Source organism: Halomonas denitrificans, assembly GCF_003056305.1.
GTDB classification, from domain to species: domain Bacteria; phylum Pseudomonadota; class Gammaproteobacteria; order Pseudomonadales; family Halomonadaceae; genus Halomonas; species Halomonas denitrificans.
In genome coordinates, this window is record NZ_PYVX01000006.1 from 133981 (window position 1) to 154705 (window position 20725).

The window sequence follows — 20725 nt, forward strand, 5'->3', positions numbered from 1 at the left end:
TTTCAGCCCGATCATCAGTAGGGAGAAACTGGCGTACCTGCGAGGCCCCGGAACTGGGTGCTCGTACTCGCGAATTCACCGCTGCTGAGGGACCTGTCCAGTACTAGGGAGAAGCTGGCGTAGCCCGTATAGCACGGGGCTTTCAGCCCGATCATCGGTAGGGAGAAACTGGCGAACCTGCGAGGACCTGAGGCTGGATGCCCATACTCGCGAATTCGACGCTGCTGAGGGACCAGTCCGGTACTAGGGAGAAGCTGGCGTAGCCCGCATGGCACGGGGCTTTCAGCCGATCATCAGTAGGGAGAAACTGGCGTACCTGCGAGGCCCTGGGACTGGGTGCTCGTACTCGCGAATTCGCCGCTGCTGAGGGACCTGTCCGGTACTAGGGAGCAGCTGGCGTAGCCCGCATGGCACGGGACTTTCAGCCCGATCATCAGTAGGGAGAAACTGGCGTACCAGCGAGGCCCTGAGACTGGGTGCTCGTACTCCCGAATTCACCGCTGCTGAGGGACCTATCCGGTACTAGGGAGAAGCTGACGTAGCCCGTTTAGCATGGGGCTTTCAGCCCGATCATCGGTAGGGAGAAACTAGCGTACCTGCGAGGCCCTGAGGCTGGATGCTGATACTCGCGAGTTCGCCGCTGCTGAGGGACCTGTCCGGTGCCAGGGAGAAGCTGGCGTAGCCCGCACGGTACGGGGATTTTCAGCCCGATCATCAGTAGGGAGAAACTAGCGTAGCCCGCATAGCATGGGGCATTCAGGCCACGCCCCCAGCAACTAGGGCGACTGACGTACCTGTGATGCCCTGCGACCGGGTCTTGTAGCCAACCTTGGTACGGCCACCGCTTAAAGACATGGTGTAAAGTAAAAGAAGGTTTTTTAGATTAGGGGGCATGGTGATGCGAAAAGACCGCAATCGGAGGAATAATACAGTTGGTGATGCCACCGACACCTCTTTGCAGCGCCTACAGGGTTCGAGACACGGGTACGAAAGGCCTTTTGAACCGGTAAGCGCCGAGGAATGGGAAGCTCAAAGAAATGCTGCTATCAGCGCGGCGGTCATGCGCACTATGCCGAACATTGCGCGCGAGTGGGGAATTTCAGATGCTGAAATGGCCGATACCCTAGGGCTGGATGCAGAGACCTACCGCACCTGGTCGAACGCTCCATCCCAAGCAGTGCTGGAGCCCGAGCAGTACGAGCGGGTCTCTCTCATACTGGGCATCTACAAGGCGCTGGTGACCTTGTTTCCACTGACAGACCGGCAACGTCGCTGGATCCATCAGCCTAACAAAGCTGCCCTGTTCCAGGGAGCCTCACCAATCGACTGCCTCCGGCATGGCGGGTTAGCGAAATTACAAGCTGTTCGCCAGTATCTTGGGGCTGAATGCCAGGGCGGCTTCGCATGATCATCGGCTACGACAGGATCAGTACCCAAGAGCAGAATTTACATTTATGGCGAAAATTGCCCCGGGTTTCGTAGACACCTTCACGCGTTGCCCGGTGCGAGTGTTGATCGAGAGGATACGAAGCTTTTCAGACGCAGAGGCCGTGTCCCCCTACATCAGCGGAGACCTTACCCCATTACCAGAGAAAGGGTGCCCTCTGCATGAGGAACCTCCAAAGCGGCTTTGAGCATCGGGTTATGGCGCAGACTGATCAAAGCCGCACTCGACAGCAATCACATTAAGGTTGAGCTGACCTCGCCGGAGTAGTAGGCCCAGACGCTTGCAGCTTCCCGTTCATTCAGCCATGACTGAAACGTTTCAAGTTTTCAGTGGCGAATTATTTTCCGTAAACATCCTTATTCATCTTGATTGGACGAATGATTCACCTCACCCCCTCCGGTCGATTTGCGATAGGGGTTTATCCAATTGCTGGCTGAGGCTAAACATATCAACTCCAGGCATCATATAAAGATTGTACTGCCAACGAACAAACTGCTCTTTCAGCCGCTCGTTCTCTCTTACCAATCGCGCATTCTTCGCTTCAAGCTCACCTATTCTCTCCATTGCACCTTCCAGAGTCACGTCAGACCTGACCGGCTGATTTTCCTTTTCCACCTTGATTGACTTCTTACGCTGCTTAAAAGCATCGACTAGCTCTGGATAAGACAGCAAAGTATGTCGAGATATTGCCTTCTCGCCTAAGACTTTCGCCAAGTGCTGAGAAAACAGCTCCCAAGTCAACTTACCCGACCACCGATCAATTTCTTCGAGTGCAATAAGCAGAGTCTGTGGGGTAATAATCTTCTTCGGCATGTTTACTCATCCTTCAACAGAAAATCAGAAATCGTCGACTGGTCCACCAATCCCTTTTCGTCAGGAGTGGCCTCGTACCCCTGCTGTCCCAGAGCACGCTTTACCGGGCTAGGATCATGCTCAGGCGGAATCCACAACACTGCGCCCTCAGGTGTATCATCAGACTCAAGGCGTAAACGTTGTGTCTTAATATGAGCCAGCTTCCAGCCAAGGTGTGTCACCCATCGATCTGCACCATAAGCACCATCGAAGGAATCACGCTGTGCCTTTTTCAACTGAGACCCCACCAGCCCCTCCAAACGAAGTATCCTATCCAACGTATTCGGCATGCCTTTAATACAGACATGCTCTTTGCAGGTCATACACTCACCACCCTTAGTGCAAGGCGACATGGCGTAGTCATGCGTACACATTCCATACTCAGTGACATCGGCAATGCCCAGCCGATTTATGCCGAGATCATTATAGGAAACAGGCAAATTCATCTTGATCGCCTGAAGCGCAGTCGGCCGCTCCTCAAGTCGAAGAATGTCACGCACCTGCTTATCTTTTTCTTCCTCAGTGCGCAAATCGTAGCTTCGGTTATCCTTAACCCGTGCGCGCCCTGCAAACTGGGCAAGACGCCAACTATCCATTCCACCTCGCTCGGCATTGGTGGAAAGCCAAACTCGCAGCTGATGCGAGGTCATCTGAATTTCCGAGCCATCCTCATCCTTACACCCGAAGCGCTGGAAAATCGTTGGCATAGGGTTCTTGAGCTTGCGCGCCTTCAACTGATCATTTAGGTTGTTGACTGAAGGCAAAATCCAGCTAAACGGCCGGGCCACAAAAGACGAGTGCAACTCATAATCTCTTACAAGTAAAAGAGAATCCCATACAAATTGATTGGTATTAGGGAGATAAGGCCAAGACCCTCTACGGTATTTCTCTCCAAAGTACTCCGCAAGCTTCCGATAGCTAGGAGCCCCACCTTTTTTTAATTCTTTTATCCACTGAGTATTTATTCCCACCCGCTGCCAAGAGGCTAAATCTGTTAAGCTCCCCGAACACTGCTGCAACTTTTCTGCTGCCTGAGAAAGCTTCATGGCGGCTGCAAACTGCAGAGCATCGAGCGGCTTGTCCTGAGGGAACATCTCATCTGTCATGCAGCCATCATGCCAAGGAAAAACCCCTGGATGGTCATAAGAAAACCTAGCAGCCCTTCGAGCCGGCCCGCCTATTTCAATGAGTCGTTGAAATGCCTCTTTTACTACCGCCTCCATTTCAAGAGGCACCCATTTTAGGTTCTCGCCGAATCCCTTTTCACTGTACCACCTCACCGCAAGCCTGCCTTCCTCTTCGTGCAAGCTGTTCACAGTCAACTCACACAACTCTCCACCGCGACCTGGAGCAAACATCAGAAGGGCAATAACACTGGACCAGTACCTGTCCTTTACCGTCTTAGCCTTTTGAAAACAGTCAGCTAGCGCCAACATTTGGTGAATGCTTGGACAGCGTTCTTCCTGCCATTTCCGCGCTTTTGAGTCGACCCGAATAGCATTCTCTTTCTGTTTCTTCCATGACCTCTTCCACGATGGCAGCGAGGGCGTTATCGCCTTTTCAATAAGAAAACCATACAATCTCTCTAACTGACCACCATGGCGATATAGCTTTTGAGACTTCCCGAACCACTTCTCCAGAAGCTCCACTACCTTGTATTGGACCAAGCCATCAATACGTAGCGGGCAGGCCTCATGGTGAACCTCTATCAAAGCGTCATGGATGGCTCTGAGTGCTACCATCTTGTCTTGCACCGATGCAACTTGATTCAGACTCTGCTGATATCGAATATATGCCTTGGCAAAGGTGAGAAACGGCTCTGAAAAAGGTTCATATTCATAATTATTATTCTTATCACTGTAACGCGAAAAACGCATCGCTATAGGCTTACCTTTATGATTGAACCTCCATAGGTTCACATCGAATCCACCCTGTTCTTCATAAAGCGTCAATTCATTCCTACAGAAACATATAAAATCATCTAAGTTGCGTCGCGCGTCTTTCTCGAAACGCGGAGAAAAGTAGACAACATCAGCCATCGATGGCCTCCTTCGCCTTTGCTTCCGAGCATAGGCTGATAACTTCTTCAACAGCCAGAAGCAAACGGTCTGTCGCGCCTATCACCGCTGGCGAGACACCAAGCTTCTTCTGCCTCTCACGCTCTTCGAGAACCTCTTTCTTTACTTCGTAGTGCGGGGCCTCCACCCATGGCTGAAAATTTGTGCATGTATAACAAGCACGATAACCTGAGGCACAAAATGTATGTGTACCACAATTTCCAATGTCGTTCGATCCGCTGTTCTTGATTCGGCTATGCGGATCAGCTGCACGATGTGCTTCCCTCTCGGAATCAATCAACTGACCTGCAAAAGCCTGAGCAAGCGGAGCCAGTACGGGGGACATAATCTCATCAATGTATTTTGCGTTAGCAGCTGTATTTTCAGTATACACCGAAACATGTTGGGTGTCGGTATGGTCTAATGAATATGCTAGCGCCGTTCCCTCAATCCCCCGTCTCGCCAAATTCGTGCCCTTTGTATAACGGAATCGTCGCGACGAGATATGAATAAACTCTCCTGTGCGCTCAGACTTAGCCCGACATGCCACATTGATATTGTGCATTTCAGTCATAGACTGCGCATAATTCATATGTAGATAGTCAGGAGTCTCAGCTAACACCTGGTCCAGTTCTCTTACATTCCTAAGTTCAATAAGACGGCTTTCATGCATGAAAACCGGTAGCTTTTTGGCTATATTCGAGGTGACTTCACACCCCAGAACAGCCCCGACTTTTTGCTTCACGTTCTGCGCCAAGTTTTCGAGCAGCAAATAGATATCTTCTTCAATCGGTACGGTTCTAAACTCATCCCGAAATCCTCCACGCTTTTGTTTGACGCGGGGAACTCTTAGTATGTATTCATTGCCGCTCTCGTCTTCCCTCGCAATGAGGTCCTCACTCCTAAGGCTTCTAATCTGCACCATTCTTCGCCCAGTTAGCATAAGGGTCATAAGGAGTGCATACTGTTGCAAGGTAATCTCTTTACGCATGAAAGCGTTGGATGACCACTCAACCAACGCACCCTGCTCAAGCATTGTCAGCGGCCCACTGTAGGGGCATCTACCTTTTACTGTTTTTCCTTTCACACTGCCTTTTAGGGTCAATTCACCAAGAAATTTTATGACCTTTTCCTCTATACCAGGAAACCCCCAGTCAAACCATGAGAGAAGAAACGACCTAAGGTGTCCAAGATTCTCCTCACCTGAACACCCACTATCTTTATATCTCGCAACACCTGAGACGTTAAAGTTGAGACCACCATTGATTCGTGCGTATTCACGAAGGTGCGAAACAACTTGTCTTACGGTAGCACCCGAGACCTCTTCAGCATAATGCGCTAACGCCTGACGCAGTCCTGAAGCGACCTCACTTTCAGCTACATCTAAAAGTGATCTCAGATAGATCGTTTGTGATCCATCAAGCTGCCAAACATACTCTGAGGTGTTAAACAGGTACCCCATCTTGGAATGTCGCCAATCCGGAGAAGCAGCGCTTTCTTCAACATCTTTCCTTAAATTAGCTAACATCGCGGATTAACCTTCCTCTGATTCCATCAACTGGTTCTTCCCATCCTCTTTAAGCAAAGCATCTGCTCTTTCCTTGATGTGACGTAGATTATATTTCTCAGCAGTTTCATCAGATTGCCAACCGTTTAACTGCTTACGTATCTGCAGCTCTTCTTTCTCAGAAATAGGGACCAAGCAAGTGTCCACCTTTGCCCGTTCATTGTGAGCGTCTATTTTCTTGGAAAGCCGGTAATTAAAATTGTGGCGGAAGCCATGTCGAGTAATCTCAGAAAACAACTCTTCATTTTTTTTCACAGCCGGCTTTAAGATACGGTTTCGGAATGTACTGTCAGAGATGGGGTTACCCTCGCAGTGCCTCGCGGCATGATGAGTAACGAACAAGAATGGGTGTCGGCTAGCCCCTTTGATCGTGGAACGCACCTCGATTATGTACTGACGAAGACGTTCAGCTACCTTAATTGGGATTGGAATAGTCCGCGGCAGGGTTTTCGCGACTGGTTGGTGCCGCCTAGGATCTATCTCATCGTCATGTAGCCTTCTAACCCTAATGCTGGCGGTGGGTCCGAACACTATGTCCTCGATACGAAGGGTTAGCAATTCCCCAGCACGCACTCCAGTGTGGTACAGAAGTTCAAACATTAATGCATTTCGAAGTTTTACCCCACTGTTTCTATAGGGGTTTGCCTCCGAATCTTCTTTGACGCATTCCATTAGCTGGTCAAAAGCTTTTGGGGGCGCGCCTTGTTGTCCTTCTTCCCTGATGCCCCCTTTCCCTGACACTCTTGGCCTTTGTTTGAGAAGGCGAAGTCGCATGTCGCTGAGCAGTTTACCAAGATCAGTAAAATCGCTATTTGCGCGAAGCATCGTACGGGCAACAAAGTCTAAATAATTAGCAATGTGGGCGATGCGGTTCGCTTGATGTGCCTTACCAACGCGTGGGAATGTTGCTGTCTTATTATTCCGCGTCCGACCTAGCACAACCACCTTTCGCTGCACCGAAGCTTGTAACCATCTACGAATACTACGGGTCTCGTTAGCGCAATGGTCACGAATACTCAGGACATCGATATCAGAAAGAACTTTACCCTTCCGGAATTCTGAAAGGACATCCCTCCCATTCACCTGCTCCCAGAGCTTGAAGTGAGCAATATCCTGAAGAATTCCCAATATCGCATTCTGCGAGAGTGACGGCCTCAGCTGCACGGTCACAAACAAAGTTATCCAGAAGTCGGGAACACCATCATCATCGACAAAGGTCGCGTACCGCTCCCCACTTTCAAATATCAAGCTCTCACGATTGAGCACCCTCTTTCCTCAACACATTAGACATGTACAGACATGCTAGACCGTAAATCTACATAAAAAAAGCTAAATTCATAAAAAAGCCCCGCGAAGCGGGGCATTAGGCTTTTCCTCTACAAAAACACTAAAAGGTCCGAATTAGAACGGGATCTCGTCGTCGAAATCGTCGAAGCTGCCCGGATCCGGGGCGCCATAGTTGCCGCCCTGCTGGCCACCCTGCTGGGGCGGGGCCGGCTGCGGGGCCGGGCGCTGGGGCTGACCGCCCCCGTACTGGCCGCCCTGCTGAGGCGGCTGCTGGCCGCCGAAGCCGCCCCCCTGCTGCGGGGGCTGGCCACCGTACTGGCCGCCCTGCGGGGGACGCCCGCCACCCGGCTGGCCGCCGCCGAAGCCGCCACCCTGGCCGCCGTCGCCGCGGCCGTCGAGCATCTGCATGTCGTTGGCGACGATCTCGGTGCTGTACTTGTCCTGGCCGTTCTGGTCCTGCCACTTGCGGGTCTGCAGGCGTCCCTCGATGTAGAGCTTGGAGCCCTTCTTGAGGTACTGCTGGGCGATCTCAGCCAGCTTGTTGAACATCACCACCCGGTGCCACTCGGTGCGCTCCTGGCGCTGGCCGCTCTGGCGGTCCATCCAGGTGTCCGTAGTGGCCAGGTTGAGGTTGGCCACGGCGGTGCCGGAGGGTGTGAAGCGCACCTCCGGATCCTGGCCGAGGTTGCCGATGAGGATGACCTTGTTGACGCCACGGGCCATGGGGGAACTCCTTGCTGTCATGAAATGCGTTATACGGCGATCGAGCGGCACCCTGGGCGCCCTACCCGGATCATACGCGGCTCAGGTGCCGCTGTGGGGATTACCGGAACCGGTGAGGCGCGCCAGGGCCTGCTCGTCGAGGCGCTGCCGGTCCACCTTAAGGTAGGCCAGGCGCTCCTCGGGCACGACCAGCACATCCTCCACCCCGGCCACGTCGGCGAAGCGCGCCATCAGCGTCTCCAGGGCGTCGTCCTGCTCATGGTCGTCCAGCGCCACCACCTCGCTGGAGAGGTGGCGAGGGGGCGTCATGCCGACCATCGCCGCCAGCCAGGCGAGCCCCAGCAGGCCGCAGCCGATGAAGACCGCGGAGAGGCCCCACTGCTGGGCGAGCCAGCCGCCCAGCACGCCGCCGAGGAAGGCGCCCAGGAACTGGCTGGTGGAGTAGACGCCCATGGCGGTGCCCTTGGCGCCGGCCGGGGCGAGCTTGCTGAGCATCGAGGGCAGGGTCGCCTCGAGCAGGTTGAAGGCGATGAAGAACAGCAGCAGCCAGCCGAACAGTGCCCAGGTGCCCTCGCCGAGGCCGGCCAGCCCGAACAGGCTCAGGGTGATGCCGGTGATCGCGGCGAGGCACATGCTCTTCATGCGGCGCCGTTTCTCGGCGACGATCACCAGCGGCACCATGGCCACGAAGGCCAGCAGCATGACGCCCAGATAGACGAGCCCATGCTGCGGCTCGGCGATGCCCGCGTTCACCAGCCGGAAGGGCACGGCGACGAAGATCGCCATCAGCACCAGGTGCAGGGCGAAGATCGAGAGGTCCATGCGCCACAGGTCGCTGCGCGCCAGGATGCCGCGCAGCTGCTCGCGGTCCATGCCCACGTCGCGATGGCGCACCCGGCGCGGCGCCGGCGGCACCAGCTTCCACAGCACGCCGAGCCCCAGCAGCGCCAGGGCAGCGGTGAACCAGAAGACCCCGGCGAGGCCGTAGTCCGCGGCGAGCCAGGGTCCCAGCACCATGGCCACGGCGAAGGCCACGCCGATCGAGAGCCCGATGGTGGCCATGGCGGCGGTGCGCACCTGCTCGCGGGTCTGGTCGGCGAGCAGCGCCATGATCGCCGCGGCCACCGCACCGCTGCCCTGCAGGCAGCGGCCCAGGATCACCACCCCGATGGTGTCGGCCTGGGCGGCCACCAGGCTGCCGAGCATGAACAGCACCAGGCCGAAGGCGATCACCGGCTTGCGCCCCAGCCGGTCGGAGAGCAGGCCGAAGGGGATCTGCAGCACCGCCTGGGTGAGGCCGTAGATGCCCAGTGCCAGGCCGACCAGCAGCGGCGTGGCGCCCGCCAGGTCGTCGGCGTACAGGGCCAGCACCGGCAGCACCATGAACAGCCCGAGCATGCGCGTGGCATAGAGCCCGGCCAGCCCGGTGATGGCACGACGCTCGGTGGCTAACAGCAGTCCTGAGACCTTTCGCATAGCGATTCGATATTCCGTGGGCGGGCCCTGGGGGCCGGAGGTGGACCGCATATTCTAGCGGCTCGCCACCCCCCAGGGAAAGCCGAGGGCGGCGGCGCTTTGCCGCCGGTGCGGCCCGCCCCGTATAATCGAGGTTTTGCCGCGTCCGGCGAGGTGGGAATGGACACTATTCTGGTCAGGGGTGCGCGCACCCACAACCTGAAGAACATCGACGTCGAGCTGCCCCGCGACAAGCTGATCGTGGTCACCGGGCTCTCCGGGTCGGGCAAGTCGTCGCTGGCCTTCGACACCCTCTATGCCGAGGGGCAGCGCCGCTACGTGGAGTCGCTCTCCACCTATGCGCGCCAGTTCCTGTCGATGATGGAGAAGCCCGACGTCGACCACATCGAGGGGCTGTCGCCGGCGATCTCCATCGAGCAGAAGTCCACCTCCCACAACCCGCGCTCCACCGTCGGCACCATCACCGAGATCTACGACTACCTGCGCCTGCTGTTCGCCCGCGCCGGCACCCCGCGCTGCCCCGAGCACGGCGAGGACCTCGAGGCGCAGACCGTGTCGCAGATGGTCGACCAGGTGCTGGCCCTGCCCGAGGGCAGCAAGCTGATGCTGCTGGCCCCGGTGGTCAAGGGGCGCAAGGGCGAGCACCTGCAGCTGCTGGCCGAGCTGCGCGCCCAGGGCTTCGTGCGCGCCATGGTCGATGGCCAGGTGCTGGAGCTCGACGACATCGCCCCGCTGGACAAGAACAAGAAGCACGACATCAGCGTGGTGGTCGACCGCATCAAGGTCCGCGAGGGGCTGGCCCAGCGCCTCGCGGAGTCCTTCGAGACGGCGCTGAACCTCGCCGACGGCACCGCTATGATCCACTTCATGGACGGCGAGGCGGAGGATCTGGCCTTCTCCGCGCGCTTCGCCTGCCCGGTGTGCGGCTACTCGATCGCCGAGCTCGAGCCGCGCATGTTCTCCTTCAACAATCCGGCCGGCGCCTGCTCCACCTGCGACGGCCTGGGCGTGCAGCAGTTCTTCGACCCCGACAAGCTGATCAGCCACCCCGAGCTCTCCCTGGCCGAGGGGGTGATCAAGGGCTGGGACCGGCGCAGCGTCTACTACTTCAACCAGCTGCAGGCGGTCGCCGACCACTACCGCTTCACCCTGGAGACCCCCTGGCAGGACCTGGCCCGCCACGAGCGCGAGGTCGTGCTCTACGGCAGCGGCAACGACGAGATCGCCTTCCACTACGTCAACGACCGCGGCCGCAAGGTGACCCGCGAGCACCCCTTCGAGGGCGTGCTGCCCAACATGCAGCGCCGCTACCGCGAGACCGAGTCGAGCATGGTGCGCGAGGACCTGGCCCGCCACATCGCCGTGCAGCCCTGCCCGACCTGCCACGGCTCGCGGCTGCGCAAGGAGTCCCGGCACGTCTACATCGACGACAACACCCTGCCCGAGCTCGTGCGGCTGCCGATCGGCGAGGCGCTGGCCTACTTCGCCGAACTCAGCCTGCCGGGACGCCGCGGCGAGATCGCCGTGAAAATCATCAACGAGATCCACGCGCGCCTGGAGTTCCTGGTCAACGTCGGACTCGACTACCTCAACCTGGAGCGCAGCGCCGAGACGCTCTCCGGCGGCGAGGCCCAGCGCATCCGCCTGGCCAGCCAGATCGGCGCCGGCCTGGTCGGCGTGATGTACATCCTCGATGAGCCCTCCATCGGCCTGCACCAGCGCGACAACGACCGCCTGCTGCAGACCCTGGAGCGGCTGCGCGACCTGGGCAACACCGTGATCGTGGTCGAGCACGACGAGGACGCCATCCGCGCCGCCGACCACGTGCTCGACATCGGTCCCGGGGCCGGCGTCCACGGCGGTCGCATCGTCGCCCAGGGCACGCCCCAGGAGATCATGGCGACCCCGGACTCGCTCACCGGCCAGTACCTGTGCAACAGCCGGCGCATCGAGGTGCCGCCGTGGCGCATCCCCGGCAACCCCGAGAAGGTGGTGCGCCTCTCAGGCGCCCGGGGCAACAACCTCCAGGACGTCACCCTGACGCTTCCGCTGGGACTCTTCGTCTGCATCACCGGCGTCTCGGGCTCCGGCAAGTCGACGCTAATCAACGCCACCCTGATGCCGATCGCCGCCCGGGAGCTCAACCGCGCCACGTCGCTGACCCCGGCGGCCCACGACCGCCTCGAGGGGCTCGAGCACCTCGACAAGGTGATCGACATCGACCAGAGCCCCATCGGGCGCACGCCGCGCTCCAACCCGGCCACCTACACCGGCATCTTCACGCCGATCCGCGAGCTGTTCGCCGGCACCCAGGAGGCGCGCTCCCGGGGCTACAAGCCGGGCCGCTTCTCCTTCAACGTCAAGGGCGGGCGCTGCGAGGCGTGCCAGGGCGAGGGCATGATCAAGGTGGAGATGCACTTCCTGCCGGACATCTACGTGCCCTGCGACGTCTGCAAGGGCAAGCGCTACAACCGCGAGACCCTGGAGATCGCCTACAAGGGCAAGAGCATCCACGAGGTGCTGGAGATGACCGTCGAGGAGGCGCTGGAATTCTTCTCGCCGGTGCCGGCCATCGCCCGGCGCCTGCAGACCCTGCTCGACGTCGGCCTCTCCTACATCCGCCTGGGACAGAGCGCCACCACCCTCTCCGGCGGCGAGGCCCAGCGGGTCAAGCTGGCCCGGGAGCTGGCCAAGCGCGATACCGGCAAGACGCTCTACATCCTCGACGAGCCGACCACCGGCCTGCACTTCGAGGACATCCGCCAGCTGCTGACGGTGCTCCACCGCCTGCGCGATCACGGCAACACCATCGTGGTCATCGAGCACAACCTGGACGTGATCAAGACCGCCGACTGGCTGATCGACCTCGGACCCGAGGGCGGCTCCGGCGGCGGGCGGATCGTCGCCGAGGGCACGCCGGAGCAGGTGGCGCGCCACGAGGCGTCCCATACCGGTCGCTTCCTGAAGCCGCTGCTCGAACGCAGCAAGGCCGGCCACGACAGCGTCCCGGCCTGATCCCGCCCGGCGCGCCGTCCTCCCCGGGACGGCCGTGCCCCGTTCCCCGACAGAGGCCCCGCCCGGCGGCGGACGTGCCAGGATGTGCTAGCTTGAGGTCAGATGCGATCAGCGTCCGCCCTGCGCGCTCCTGGAGAATGCCCATGCCCTCTGCCACCCCTCGCTCCCGCTTCGCCCCCGCCTCGCGCCTGGCCGCCGGGGCGGCGTTCTGTCTGGCCCTGCCGGCTACCCAGGTCGCCGCCGCGGAGACCACGGTCTCGCTCTACCTGTGGGGCACCGACGTCGATCAGACGCTGGAGGGCGGTACGCGCCTCGAGACCAGCCGCCAGACGGTGATGGAAAACCTGGAGTTCGGCCTGATGGGCACCCTGGTGCATCGTCGCGGGCCCTGGCTCTACGGCTTCGACGGCCTCTACGCCGATATCGGCAAGGACGGCGACGTGGATGTGCCGGTGCAGAGCGGGGAGCCGGACGGGCCCGAGTCGATCGAGGCGGCGCTGGACTTCACCACCAAGACGATCATGGCCCACGCCTTCGTCGGCCACGAGTGGTACCGCGGGGCCGACTGGGCCCTTTACGGCACCGGTGGCATCCGCTACACCCGCTTCGAGACCGAGCTGACCGTGGCAACGGACGCAGGCGGCCGTCGCTTCGAGACCGAGGACAACCTCACCGACGCCACCTTCGGCGTGCGCGGGCACTACGCCTACACCCCGCACTGGTCCACGCCGTTCATCCTCGACGTCGGCACCGGCAGCACCGAGGCCAGCCTGCACGCCTTCACCGGCATCGAGTACGCCTGGGGAGCCAGCAGCGTGACCGCCGCCTACCGCTACATGAAGTGGAAGCTTGACGACAGCGACTACCTCGACCGGGTCATCTACGAGGGACCGCTGCTGGCCTTCAGCTACCGCTTCTGACATCGGTTGACCCGCAGGCACAAAAAAACCGGCTCCCTGGGGGAGCCGGTTCGGGTCTCGGGACGCGAGGGTCGCCGGTCGAGGATCACTCCTCGGCGGCTTCCTCGACGACCGGACGGTCGACCAGTTCGACGAAGGCCATGGGGGCGTTGTCGCCGGTGCGGTAGCCGCACTTGAGAATACGGACGTAACCGCCCGGACGCTCGGCGTAACGCGGACCCAGCTCGTTGAAGAGCTTGCCGACCGCTTCCTTGGAGCGGGTGCGGCTGAAGGCCAGACGACGGTTGGCGACGCTGTCCTGCTTGGCCAGGGTGATAAGCGGCTCGATGACGCGACGCAGCTCCTTGGCCTTGGGCAGGGTTGTCTTGATCACTTCGTGCTCGACCAGCGAGACGGACATGTTCTTGAACATGGCCTGGCGATGCGAGCTGGTGCGATTCAGGTGACGACCACTCTTACGATGACGCATGGTTGTGATTCCTTACCAAACTGGGACTCGAGTCGAGGCTCACGCGGAGGCCTTGTCGTCCTTCAGGCTAGCGGGCGGCCAGTTCTCCAGCCGCATGCCCAGGGAAAGCCCGCGGGCGGCCAACACGTCCTTGATCTCATTCAGGGACTTCTTGCCGAGATTGGGGGTCTTCAGCAGCTCCACCTCGGTGCGCTGGATCAGATCCCCGATGTAGTAGATGTTCTCGGCCTTCAGGCAGTTGGCGCTGCGAACGGTCAACTCGAGATCGTCTACGGGGCGCAGCAGGATCGGATCGATATGATCCTCTTCCTCCACCACTTCCTGTTCCTTGTCGGCTTCCAGGTCGACGAACGCGGCCAGCTGCTCCTGCAGGATGGTGGCGCTGCGACGGATCGCCTCTTCCGGATCCAGGGTGCCGTCGGTTTCCAGGTTGATGATCAGCTTGTCGAGGTCGGTGCGCTGTTCGACACGCGCGGCCTCGACCGAGTAGGAAACCCGGCGCACGGGACTGAAGGTTGCATCCAGCTGCAGGCGACCGATGGCGCGGGACTCGTCGTCGGCCTCGCCACGGGCGTCCGCGGGCTCGTAGCCGCGGCCGCGGGCGACCTTGAGCTGCATCTTCAGCTCGGCACCCTCGTTGACGTGGGCGATGACATGCTCGGGGTTGACGATCTCGACGTCGTGGTCGAGCGCGATGTCCCCTGCCGTCACGACGGCCGGCCCCTGCTTGTTCAGCGAGAGCACTGCCTCGTCGCGGCTATGCATCCGGAGCGCCACGTCCTTGAGGTTCAGGAGGATTTCGATGACATCTTCCTGGACGCCCTCGATCGCGCTGTACTCATGCTCGACACCTGCGATCTCGGCTTCCACCACGGCACAGCCGGGCATGGACGAGAGCAGGATGCGACGCAGGGCATTCCCCAGCGTGTGGCCGAAGCCACGCTCGAAGGGCTCGAGCACGATCTTCGCGTGGTGTGCGCTGATCTCTTCGACCTTGATGTCGCGAGGACGGAGAAACTCTGTCACTGAACGCTGCATATGAACACCTATCAGGCTGCCAAACGGATTGTCGGTACTCCAGGCCACCCCCGCGAACGGGGGCGGCACGACGCAGGCGCCGCTTACTTGGAGTACAGCTCGACGATCAGGTTTTCGTTGATGTCGGCAGACAGGTCACCGCGTTCAGGCAGGGCCTTGAAAGTGCCTTCCATCTTCTTGGCATCGGTCTCGACCCACACCACGTCGCCGCGGTTGGCGGCGATGGCCAGGGAAGTCTGGATGCGCGCCTGGTTCTTCGCCTTCTCACGGACGGAGACCACGTCACCGGGCTTGACCTGGTAGGACGCCACGTTGACGGTCTTGCCATTGACGGCGATCGCCTTGTGGCTGACCAGCTGACGTGCCTCGGAGCGCGTGGAGCCGAAGCCCATGCGGTAGACGACGTTGTCCAGTCGGGATTCGAGAAGCTGCAGCAACAACTCGCCGGTCGCGCCCTTCAGGCGGGCCGCTTCCTTGTAGTAGTTGCGGAACTGCTTCTCGAGTACGCCGTACATGCGACGTACTTTCTGCTTCTCGCGAAGCTGCAAGCCGTAGTCGGAAAGACGCTGACGGCGCTGGCCGTGCACACCCGGGATCTGCTCGGATTTGCACTTCTTCTCGAAGGGAGTGACACCGCTCTTGAGGAAGAGGTCGGTCCCCTCACGACGAGACAGTTTGCACTTCGGTCCAATGTAACGAGCCATGAATCTGTCTCCTTAAACGCGGCGTTTCTTCGGCGGACGGCAGCCATTGTGCGGAATGGGCGTCGCGTCGGTGATGCTCTGCACGCGGAAGCCGGCGGCATTGAGCGCGCGCACGGCGGATTCACGGCCAGGACCGGGGCCCTTGACCAGCACGTCGACGTTTTTCACACCATACTCGGCTGCAGCGGTCGCTGCACGCTCGCTTGCCACTTGAGCAGCGAACGGGGTGCTCTTGCGAGAACCACGAAAACCCGAACCACCGGCAGTCGCCCAGGAAAGGGCGTTGCCCTGGCGGTCTGTGATCGTAATGATCGTGTTGTTAAAAGAGGCATGGATATGCGCAACGGCATCCACAACCTGCTTTTTAACCTTTTTACGGTTGCTACGCGGGTTAGCCATGTTGATGTCTATTCCTGTCTTTACGCCAGAACGTGCGTGTTATTTGCGGATCGGCTTGCGCGGGCCCTTGCGGGTACGCGCATTGGTCTTGGTACGCTGACCACGCAGCGGAAGACCACGACGATGACGCAGACCACGATAGCAACCCAGGTCCATGAGACGCTTGATGTTCAGCGTCACATCACGACGAAGGTCACCTTCCACGGTGTACTTGCCGACTTCAGACCGCAGGCTATCCAGCTCTTCACTGGAGAGCTCCTGGATCTTGGTGGTCGGCGCGATGCCGGTCGCGGCACAGATGTCCTGCGCGCGAGTACGGCCAATCCCGAAGATATAGGTCAGCGAGATCGCCGCATGCTTGTTGTCCGGGATATTGACGCCTGCAATACGGGCCATCAGCTTACTCCGAAATTTGAGCGGCTTGCTCGATTAATCATCTACAAAAGGCGCAACAGCATACCCCTTTCCTCGCTCGAGGACAAGGGGCATGCCGGCACCCGGTTCAGTGCAGCGTCGGACTTAGCCCTGACGCTGCTTGTGCCGCGGCTCGCTGCAGATGACGCGCACGGCGCCATTGCGACGAATGATCTTGCAGTTGCGGCACATTTTCTTCACGGAAGCTCGAACTTTCATCGTTCTCTCCAAATCGCCAGCGGCGCGCCTCAGCGCATGATGCCGCCGCTACCGTAGCCTTTCAGGTTGGACTTCTTCATCACCGACTCGTACTGGTGCGACATGAGGTGCGACTGCACCTGGGCCATGAAGTCCATGATGACCACCACCACGATCAGCAGCGAGGTACCGCCGAAGAAGAACGGCACGTTCCAGGCCACGATCAGGAACTGGGGCATCAGGGAAACCGCAGTGATGTAAAGTGCGCCGAACAGGGTCAAGCGGGTCATGACCTTGTCGATGTAGCGAGCGGTCTGCTCGCCAGGGCGGATGCCCGGCAGGAAGGCCCCTGACTTCTTGAGGTTGTCAGCGACATCCTTGGGGTTGAAGACCAGCGCTGTGTAAAAGAAGCAGAAGAATACCACCGCCGCGGCGAAAAGCAAGATGTAGAGCGGCTGTCCCGGGCCCAGGGCCTGGGAGGCGCTCTGCAGCCATTCCATGCCATCGCCGGCCCCGACCCACTGCCCGAGCGAGGCCGGGAACAGCAGGATGCTCGAGGCGAAGATCGCCGGGATCACGCCCGCCATGTTGACCTTGAGCGGCAGGTAGCTGCTCTGGCCGGCATACATCTTGTTGCCCACCTGGCGACGCGGATAGTTCACGGTGAGGCGGCGCTGGCCGCGCTCGATGAACACCACGAAGGCCACGGTGGCGATGCCCAGCACGGTCAGGGCCAGCAGCGGCAGGACGTTCCAGGCCCCCTCGTTGCGGGCCAGCTCGAAGGCCTGACCCACGGCGCCCGGAAGGCCGGCGACGATCCCCGAGAAGATCAGCAGCGAGATGCCGTTGCCGATCCCCTTCTCGGTGATCTGCTCACCCAGCCACATCAGGAACACCGCCCCGGTGACGAAGGTCACGATGGCGGTGAAGTAGAAGCTGAAGTCGGCCGAGTAGGCGATCCCCTGGCTGGCGAGACCCACCGACATGCCGGTGGCCTGGACCAGGGCCAGCAGTACCGTGCCGTAGCGGGTGTACTGGCTGATCTTGCGACGGCCGGCCTCACCCTCCTTCTTCAGCTGCTCGAGCTGAGGCGAGACCGCGGTCATCAGCTGCATGATGATCGACGCCGAGATGTAGGGCATGATGCCCAGCGCCATGATACTCATGCGCTCCAGGGCACCGCCCGAGAACATGTTGAACATGCCCAGGATGGTGCCCTGCTGCTCCCTGAACAAGGCAGCAAGCTGGTCAGGATTGATACCGGGAACGGGGATGTGGGCACCGATACGGTAGACCACGATGGCGAGGAGCACGAAGCGCAGACGCGCCCAGAGTTCACCCAGACCGCTACCCATCGCCGGCATGTTTCCTGACTTAGCCATTTAGTCCTCTACCTTGCCACCGGCGGCTTCGATCGCGGCCCGGGCACCCTTGGTGACCTTGAGACCGCGGACCGTGACCGCCTTGTTCAGTTCGCCGGAAAGGATCACCTTGGCATGCTTGGTGGCATCCTTGAGCACGTTGGCTGCCTTGAGGGTGTCCAGGGTGACTTCGTCACCCGCGACCCGGGCCAGCTCGGCCAGGCGGACTTCCTCGGAAACCAGCGACTTCGCGGAGGTGAAGCCGAACTTCGGCAGGCGCCGCTGCAGCGGCATCTGACCGCCCTCGAAACCAGGCTTCACGCTGCCGCCGCTGCGCGACTTCAGGCCCTTGTGGCCACGGCCGCCGGTCTTGCCCAGACCGGAGCCGATGCCACGACCGACGCGCTTCTCGGCGTGCTTGGAGCCCGGTGCCGGGCTCAGGCTATTGAGTTTCATGGATTACTCTCCCTCAACACGCACAAGGTAGTTGACCTTGTGGATCATGCCGCGGACGGCAGGGGTGTCTTCCAGCTCAACCGTGTGACCGATGCGACGCAGGCCGAGGCCCTTGATGGTGGCCTTGTGCTTGGCCAGTACGCCGATGGTGCTGCGGGTCTGGGTAACCTTGATCGTTGCTGACATGGTGCTTACCCCGTGATCGCTTCGACAGGCAGACCGCGCTTGGCGGCCACGTCTTCCGGCGACTGCAGGGAGGCCAGACCGTTGACGGTCGCCCGCACCACGTTCACCGGGTTGGTGGAGCCGTAGCACTTGGCCAGGACGTTATGCACGCCGGCCAGTTCGAGCACGGAGCGCATGGCACCGCCGGCGATGATCCCAGTACCCTCGGAGGCCGGCTGCATGTACACCTTGGAGGCGCCGTGACGGGCCTTGACCGGGTACTGCAGGGTGCCACCGGTGAGGTTCACCTTGACCATGTTGCGGCGCGCCTGGTCCATGGCCTTCTGGATCGCGACCGGCACTTCACGCGCCTTGCCGCGGCCGAAGCCCACACGACCGTTACCGTCACCCACGACGGTCAGGGCGGTGAAACCGAAGATTCGGCCACCCTTGACCACCTTGGCGACACGGTTGATCTGCACGAGCTTTTCCTGCAGATCGCCGTTTTGCTGTTCGTTCTTCGCCATCGTAAAACCCTTTAGAATTCCAGGCCGCCTTCACGAGCGGCGTCAGCCAAGGCCTTGACACGACCGTGGTACTTGAAGCCGGCACGATCGAAAGCCACCTGGGTGATGCCAGCCTGCTTGGCACGTTCGGCAATCAGCGCGCCCACCTTGGTGGCGGCGTCGGTGTTGCCGGTCGCACCCTCGCGCAGGGCCTTGTCCAGCGTGGAAGCGCTGGCGAGGACCTTGCCACCATCCGGCGAGATGATCTGCGCGTAGATGTGGCGGGGGGTACGATTGACGCACAGGCGATACACGCCCAGCTCGCGGATCTTGGCGCGAGCGCGGCGGGCACGACGGAGACGAGATTCTTTCTTCGCGTTCATAACCCTGCCTTACTTCTTCTTGGCTTCTTTGCGACGCACCTGCTCGTCGGCGTACCGGACACCCTTGCCCTTGTAGGGCTCGGGCGGACGGAAGGCGCGGATTTCCGCAGCACACTGGCCGAGCGCCTGCTTGTCCGCGCTCTTGAGCACGATGACGGTGTTCTTCGGCGTTTCCGCCGTGACACCTTCAGGCAGGGTGTAGTCGACCGGGTGCGAGAAGCCCAGTGTAAGATTGAGCGTCTGGCCCTTGGCCTGGGCACGATAACCGACGCCGATGATTTCGAGGGTCTTGGTGAAGCCCTCGCTGACACCGGTGACCAGGTTCTGAACCAGGGCACGGGTGGTGCCGACCATTGCCCAGCTCTTCGCGCTTTCGCTCGGCTGGAAGGTCAGCTGTCCCTCTTCCTGACCGATCACCACGTCGGGGTGAACGGACATGGAGAGGGTGCCCTGGCTGCCCTTGACGGACAGCTGGTCACCGTCGAGCTTGAACTCGACGCCTGCGGGCAGCTTGACTGGATATTTGGCTACGCGGGACATTCCAAACTCCTAGAATACGGTGCAGATGACTTCGCCACCGACACCCGCCTGACGAGCCGCGCGATCGGTCATCACCCCCTTGGAGGTGGTGACGATGGCGACGCCCAGACCTTCGGCGACCTTCGGCAGCGCGTCCTTGCCCTTGTACTGGCGCAGGGACGGCTTGGAAACCCGCTGCAGGTGCTCGATGACCGGCTTACCCTCGAAGTACTTGAGGGTCACGGTCAGTTCGGGCTTGGCGGACTCGCTGACGGCGAAATCGCCGATGTAGCCCTCTTCTTTCAGCACGCGGGCCACCTCGACCTTCAGCTTGGAGGACGGCATGGAAACCGTCTCCTTGGTGGCCATCTGCGCATTGCGGATACGGGTGAACATATCCGCCAGAGTGTCTTGCATGCTCATTTACGTTGCGCTCCTGATGATTCTACGTGGCGTTACCAGCTGGACTTCTTGAGTCCGGGCACATCGCCACGCATGGCGGCTTCACGCAGCTTGTTGCGGCCGAGGCCGAACTTGTTGTAGTAGCCGTGCGGACGGCCGGTGATACGGCAGCGGTTGCGCTGACGCACCGGGCTGGAGTCACGCGGCAGCTGCTGCAGCTTGAGCTGCGCGTCGAAGCGCTCTTCGTCAGAAGCGTTCACGTCCTGGATGAGCGCCTTGAGCTCGGCGCGCTTGGCGGCGTACTTCGCCACCAGCTTGGTGCGCTTGAGCTCGCGCTCTACCATGCTTTTCTTTGCCATGATCCCAC

The 20725-nt window shown here is 60.2% G+C and carries 23 protein-coding genes; 3 read left to right on the plus strand and 20 right to left on the minus strand.

From position 1 onward, the window contains the following. The first annotated feature begins 898 nt into the window (after positions 1–898). The gene (locus C9F13_RS14845; protein ID WP_157955214.1) at positions 899–1408 is read left to right on the plus strand and encodes an MbcA/ParS/Xre antitoxin family protein; all 510 of its coding nucleotides are present in this window, start codon (positions 899–901) and stop codon (positions 1406–1408) included. A gap of 426 nt (positions 1409–1834) precedes the next feature. On the opposite strand, the gene C9F13_RS14850 is transcribed toward C9F13_RS14845, so the two are convergent. The 6 genes from C9F13_RS14850 to C9F13_RS14875 form a co-directional block, all read right to left on the minus strand. Continuing rightward, a complete protein-coding gene (locus tag C9F13_RS14850) occupies positions 1835–2260 on the minus strand; it encodes a hypothetical protein (protein WP_108447051.1) in 426 nt (141 codons plus the stop codon). Between the two features lie 2 nt (positions 2261–2262). Beyond that, entirely contained in the window at positions 2263–4338 is a 2076-nt protein-coding gene (locus tag C9F13_RS14855) for a hypothetical protein (protein ID WP_108447052.1), read from the minus strand. Then, on the minus strand, positions 4331–5884 hold the full coding sequence (locus C9F13_RS14860) for a site-specific integrase (protein WP_108447053.1): 1554 nt from the start codon (positions 5882–5884) through the stop codon (positions 4331–4333). Before C9F13_RS14860 ends, C9F13_RS14855 begins: the two co-directional genes overlap by 8 nt. Positions 5885–5890: 6 nt before the next feature. Then, positions 5891–7189 (minus strand): site-specific integrase, encoded by a 1299-nt coding sequence (locus tag C9F13_RS14865; protein WP_157955215.1) that lies wholly within the window; start codon positions 7187–7189, stop codon positions 5891–5893. Between the two features lie 135 nt (positions 7190–7324). Then, complete coding sequence (gene ssb / locus C9F13_RS14870; RefSeq protein ID WP_108447055.1) at positions 7325–7933, minus strand: single-stranded DNA-binding protein; 609 nt, start codon at positions 7931–7933, stop codon at positions 7325–7327. An 81-nt stretch (positions 7934–8014) separates the two neighbouring features. After that, a complete protein-coding gene (locus C9F13_RS14875; RefSeq protein ID WP_108447056.1) occupies positions 8015–9409 on the minus strand; it encodes an MFS transporter in 1395 nt (464 codons plus the stop codon). A gap of 159 nt (positions 9410–9568) precedes the next feature. On the opposite strand from C9F13_RS14875, the gene uvrA reads away from it, so the two are divergent. Beyond that, positions 9569–12424, plus strand: a complete 2856-nt coding sequence (uvrA, locus tag C9F13_RS14880) for an excinuclease ABC subunit UvrA (RefSeq protein ID WP_108447057.1) — start codon at positions 9569–9571, stop codon at positions 12422–12424. 143 nt (positions 12425–12567) lie between these two features. Beyond that, entirely contained in the window at positions 12568–13344 is a 777-nt protein-coding gene (locus tag C9F13_RS14885) for a hypothetical protein (RefSeq protein WP_108447058.1), read from the plus strand. An 85-nt stretch (positions 13345–13429) separates the two neighbouring features. Here the strand turns inward: C9F13_RS14885 and rplQ are convergent, their stop codons facing one another. From rplQ to rpsN, 14 genes are all read right to left on the minus strand, one after another. After that, the gene (rplQ, locus tag C9F13_RS14890; RefSeq protein ID WP_108447059.1) at positions 13430–13813 is read right to left on the minus strand and encodes a 50S ribosomal protein L17; all 384 of its coding nucleotides are present in this window, start codon (positions 13811–13813) and stop codon (positions 13430–13432) included. Between the two features lie 39 nt (positions 13814–13852). Continuing rightward, a complete protein-coding gene (locus C9F13_RS14895) occupies positions 13853–14851 on the minus strand; it encodes a DNA-directed RNA polymerase subunit alpha (protein ID WP_108447060.1) in 999 nt (332 codons plus the stop codon). 83 nt (positions 14852–14934) lie between these two features. Next, on the minus strand, positions 14935–15555 hold the full coding sequence (rpsD, locus tag C9F13_RS14900; RefSeq protein WP_108447061.1) for a 30S ribosomal protein S4: 621 nt from the start codon (positions 15553–15555) through the stop codon (positions 14935–14937). A gap of 12 nt (positions 15556–15567) precedes the next feature. Then, a complete protein-coding gene (rpsK, locus tag C9F13_RS14905; protein ID WP_013331014.1) occupies positions 15568–15954 on the minus strand; it encodes a 30S ribosomal protein S11 in 387 nt (128 codons plus the stop codon). 39 nt (positions 15955–15993) lie between these two features. After that, positions 15994–16350 carry a 30S ribosomal protein S13 gene (gene rpsM / locus C9F13_RS14910; protein ID WP_108447062.1) on the minus strand — a complete coding sequence of 119 codons (357 nt, stop codon included), beginning with the start codon at positions 16348–16350 and terminating at the stop codon, positions 15994–15996. Between the two features lie 123 nt (positions 16351–16473). Further along, positions 16474–16587: a 50S ribosomal protein L36 gene (gene rpmJ, locus C9F13_RS14915; RefSeq protein ID WP_008959154.1), complete on the minus strand. Its 114-nt coding sequence runs from the start codon at positions 16585–16587 to the stop codon at positions 16474–16476. 29 nt (positions 16588–16616) lie between these two features. Beyond that, a complete protein-coding gene (gene secY, locus C9F13_RS14920; protein WP_071943836.1) occupies positions 16617–17948 on the minus strand; it encodes a preprotein translocase subunit SecY in 1332 nt (443 codons plus the stop codon). After that, on the minus strand, positions 17949–18383 hold the full coding sequence (rplO, locus tag C9F13_RS14925) for a 50S ribosomal protein L15 (RefSeq protein ID WP_108447063.1): 435 nt from the start codon (positions 18381–18383) through the stop codon (positions 17949–17951). Positions 18384–18386: 3 nt separating this feature from the next. Continuing rightward, positions 18387–18569 carry a 50S ribosomal protein L30 gene (rpmD, locus tag C9F13_RS14930; protein WP_108447064.1) on the minus strand — a complete coding sequence of 61 codons (183 nt, stop codon included), beginning with the start codon at positions 18567–18569 and terminating at the stop codon, positions 18387–18389. Positions 18570–18574: 5 nt separating this feature from the next. Continuing rightward, the gene (gene rpsE, locus C9F13_RS14935) at positions 18575–19075 is read right to left on the minus strand and encodes a 30S ribosomal protein S5 (protein WP_071943831.1); all 501 of its coding nucleotides are present in this window, start codon (positions 19073–19075) and stop codon (positions 18575–18577) included. 11 nt (positions 19076–19086) lie between these two features. Next, on the minus strand, positions 19087–19437 hold the full coding sequence (gene rplR / locus C9F13_RS14940; RefSeq protein WP_108447065.1) for a 50S ribosomal protein L18: 351 nt from the start codon (positions 19435–19437) through the stop codon (positions 19087–19089). Positions 19438–19446: 9 nt separating this feature from the next. Continuing rightward, positions 19447–19977, minus strand: a complete 531-nt coding sequence (gene rplF / locus C9F13_RS14945) for a 50S ribosomal protein L6 (RefSeq protein ID WP_108447066.1) — start codon at positions 19975–19977, stop codon at positions 19447–19449. Positions 19978–19986: 9 nt separating this feature from the next. Then, positions 19987–20379: a 30S ribosomal protein S8 gene (gene rpsH, locus C9F13_RS14950; protein ID WP_108447067.1), complete on the minus strand. Its 393-nt coding sequence runs from the start codon at positions 20377–20379 to the stop codon at positions 19987–19989. Between the two features lie 32 nt (positions 20380–20411). Beyond that, a complete protein-coding gene (rpsN, locus tag C9F13_RS14955) occupies positions 20412–20717 on the minus strand; it encodes a 30S ribosomal protein S14 (RefSeq protein ID WP_108447068.1) in 306 nt (101 codons plus the stop codon). Positions 20718–20725 lie beyond the last annotated feature (8 nt).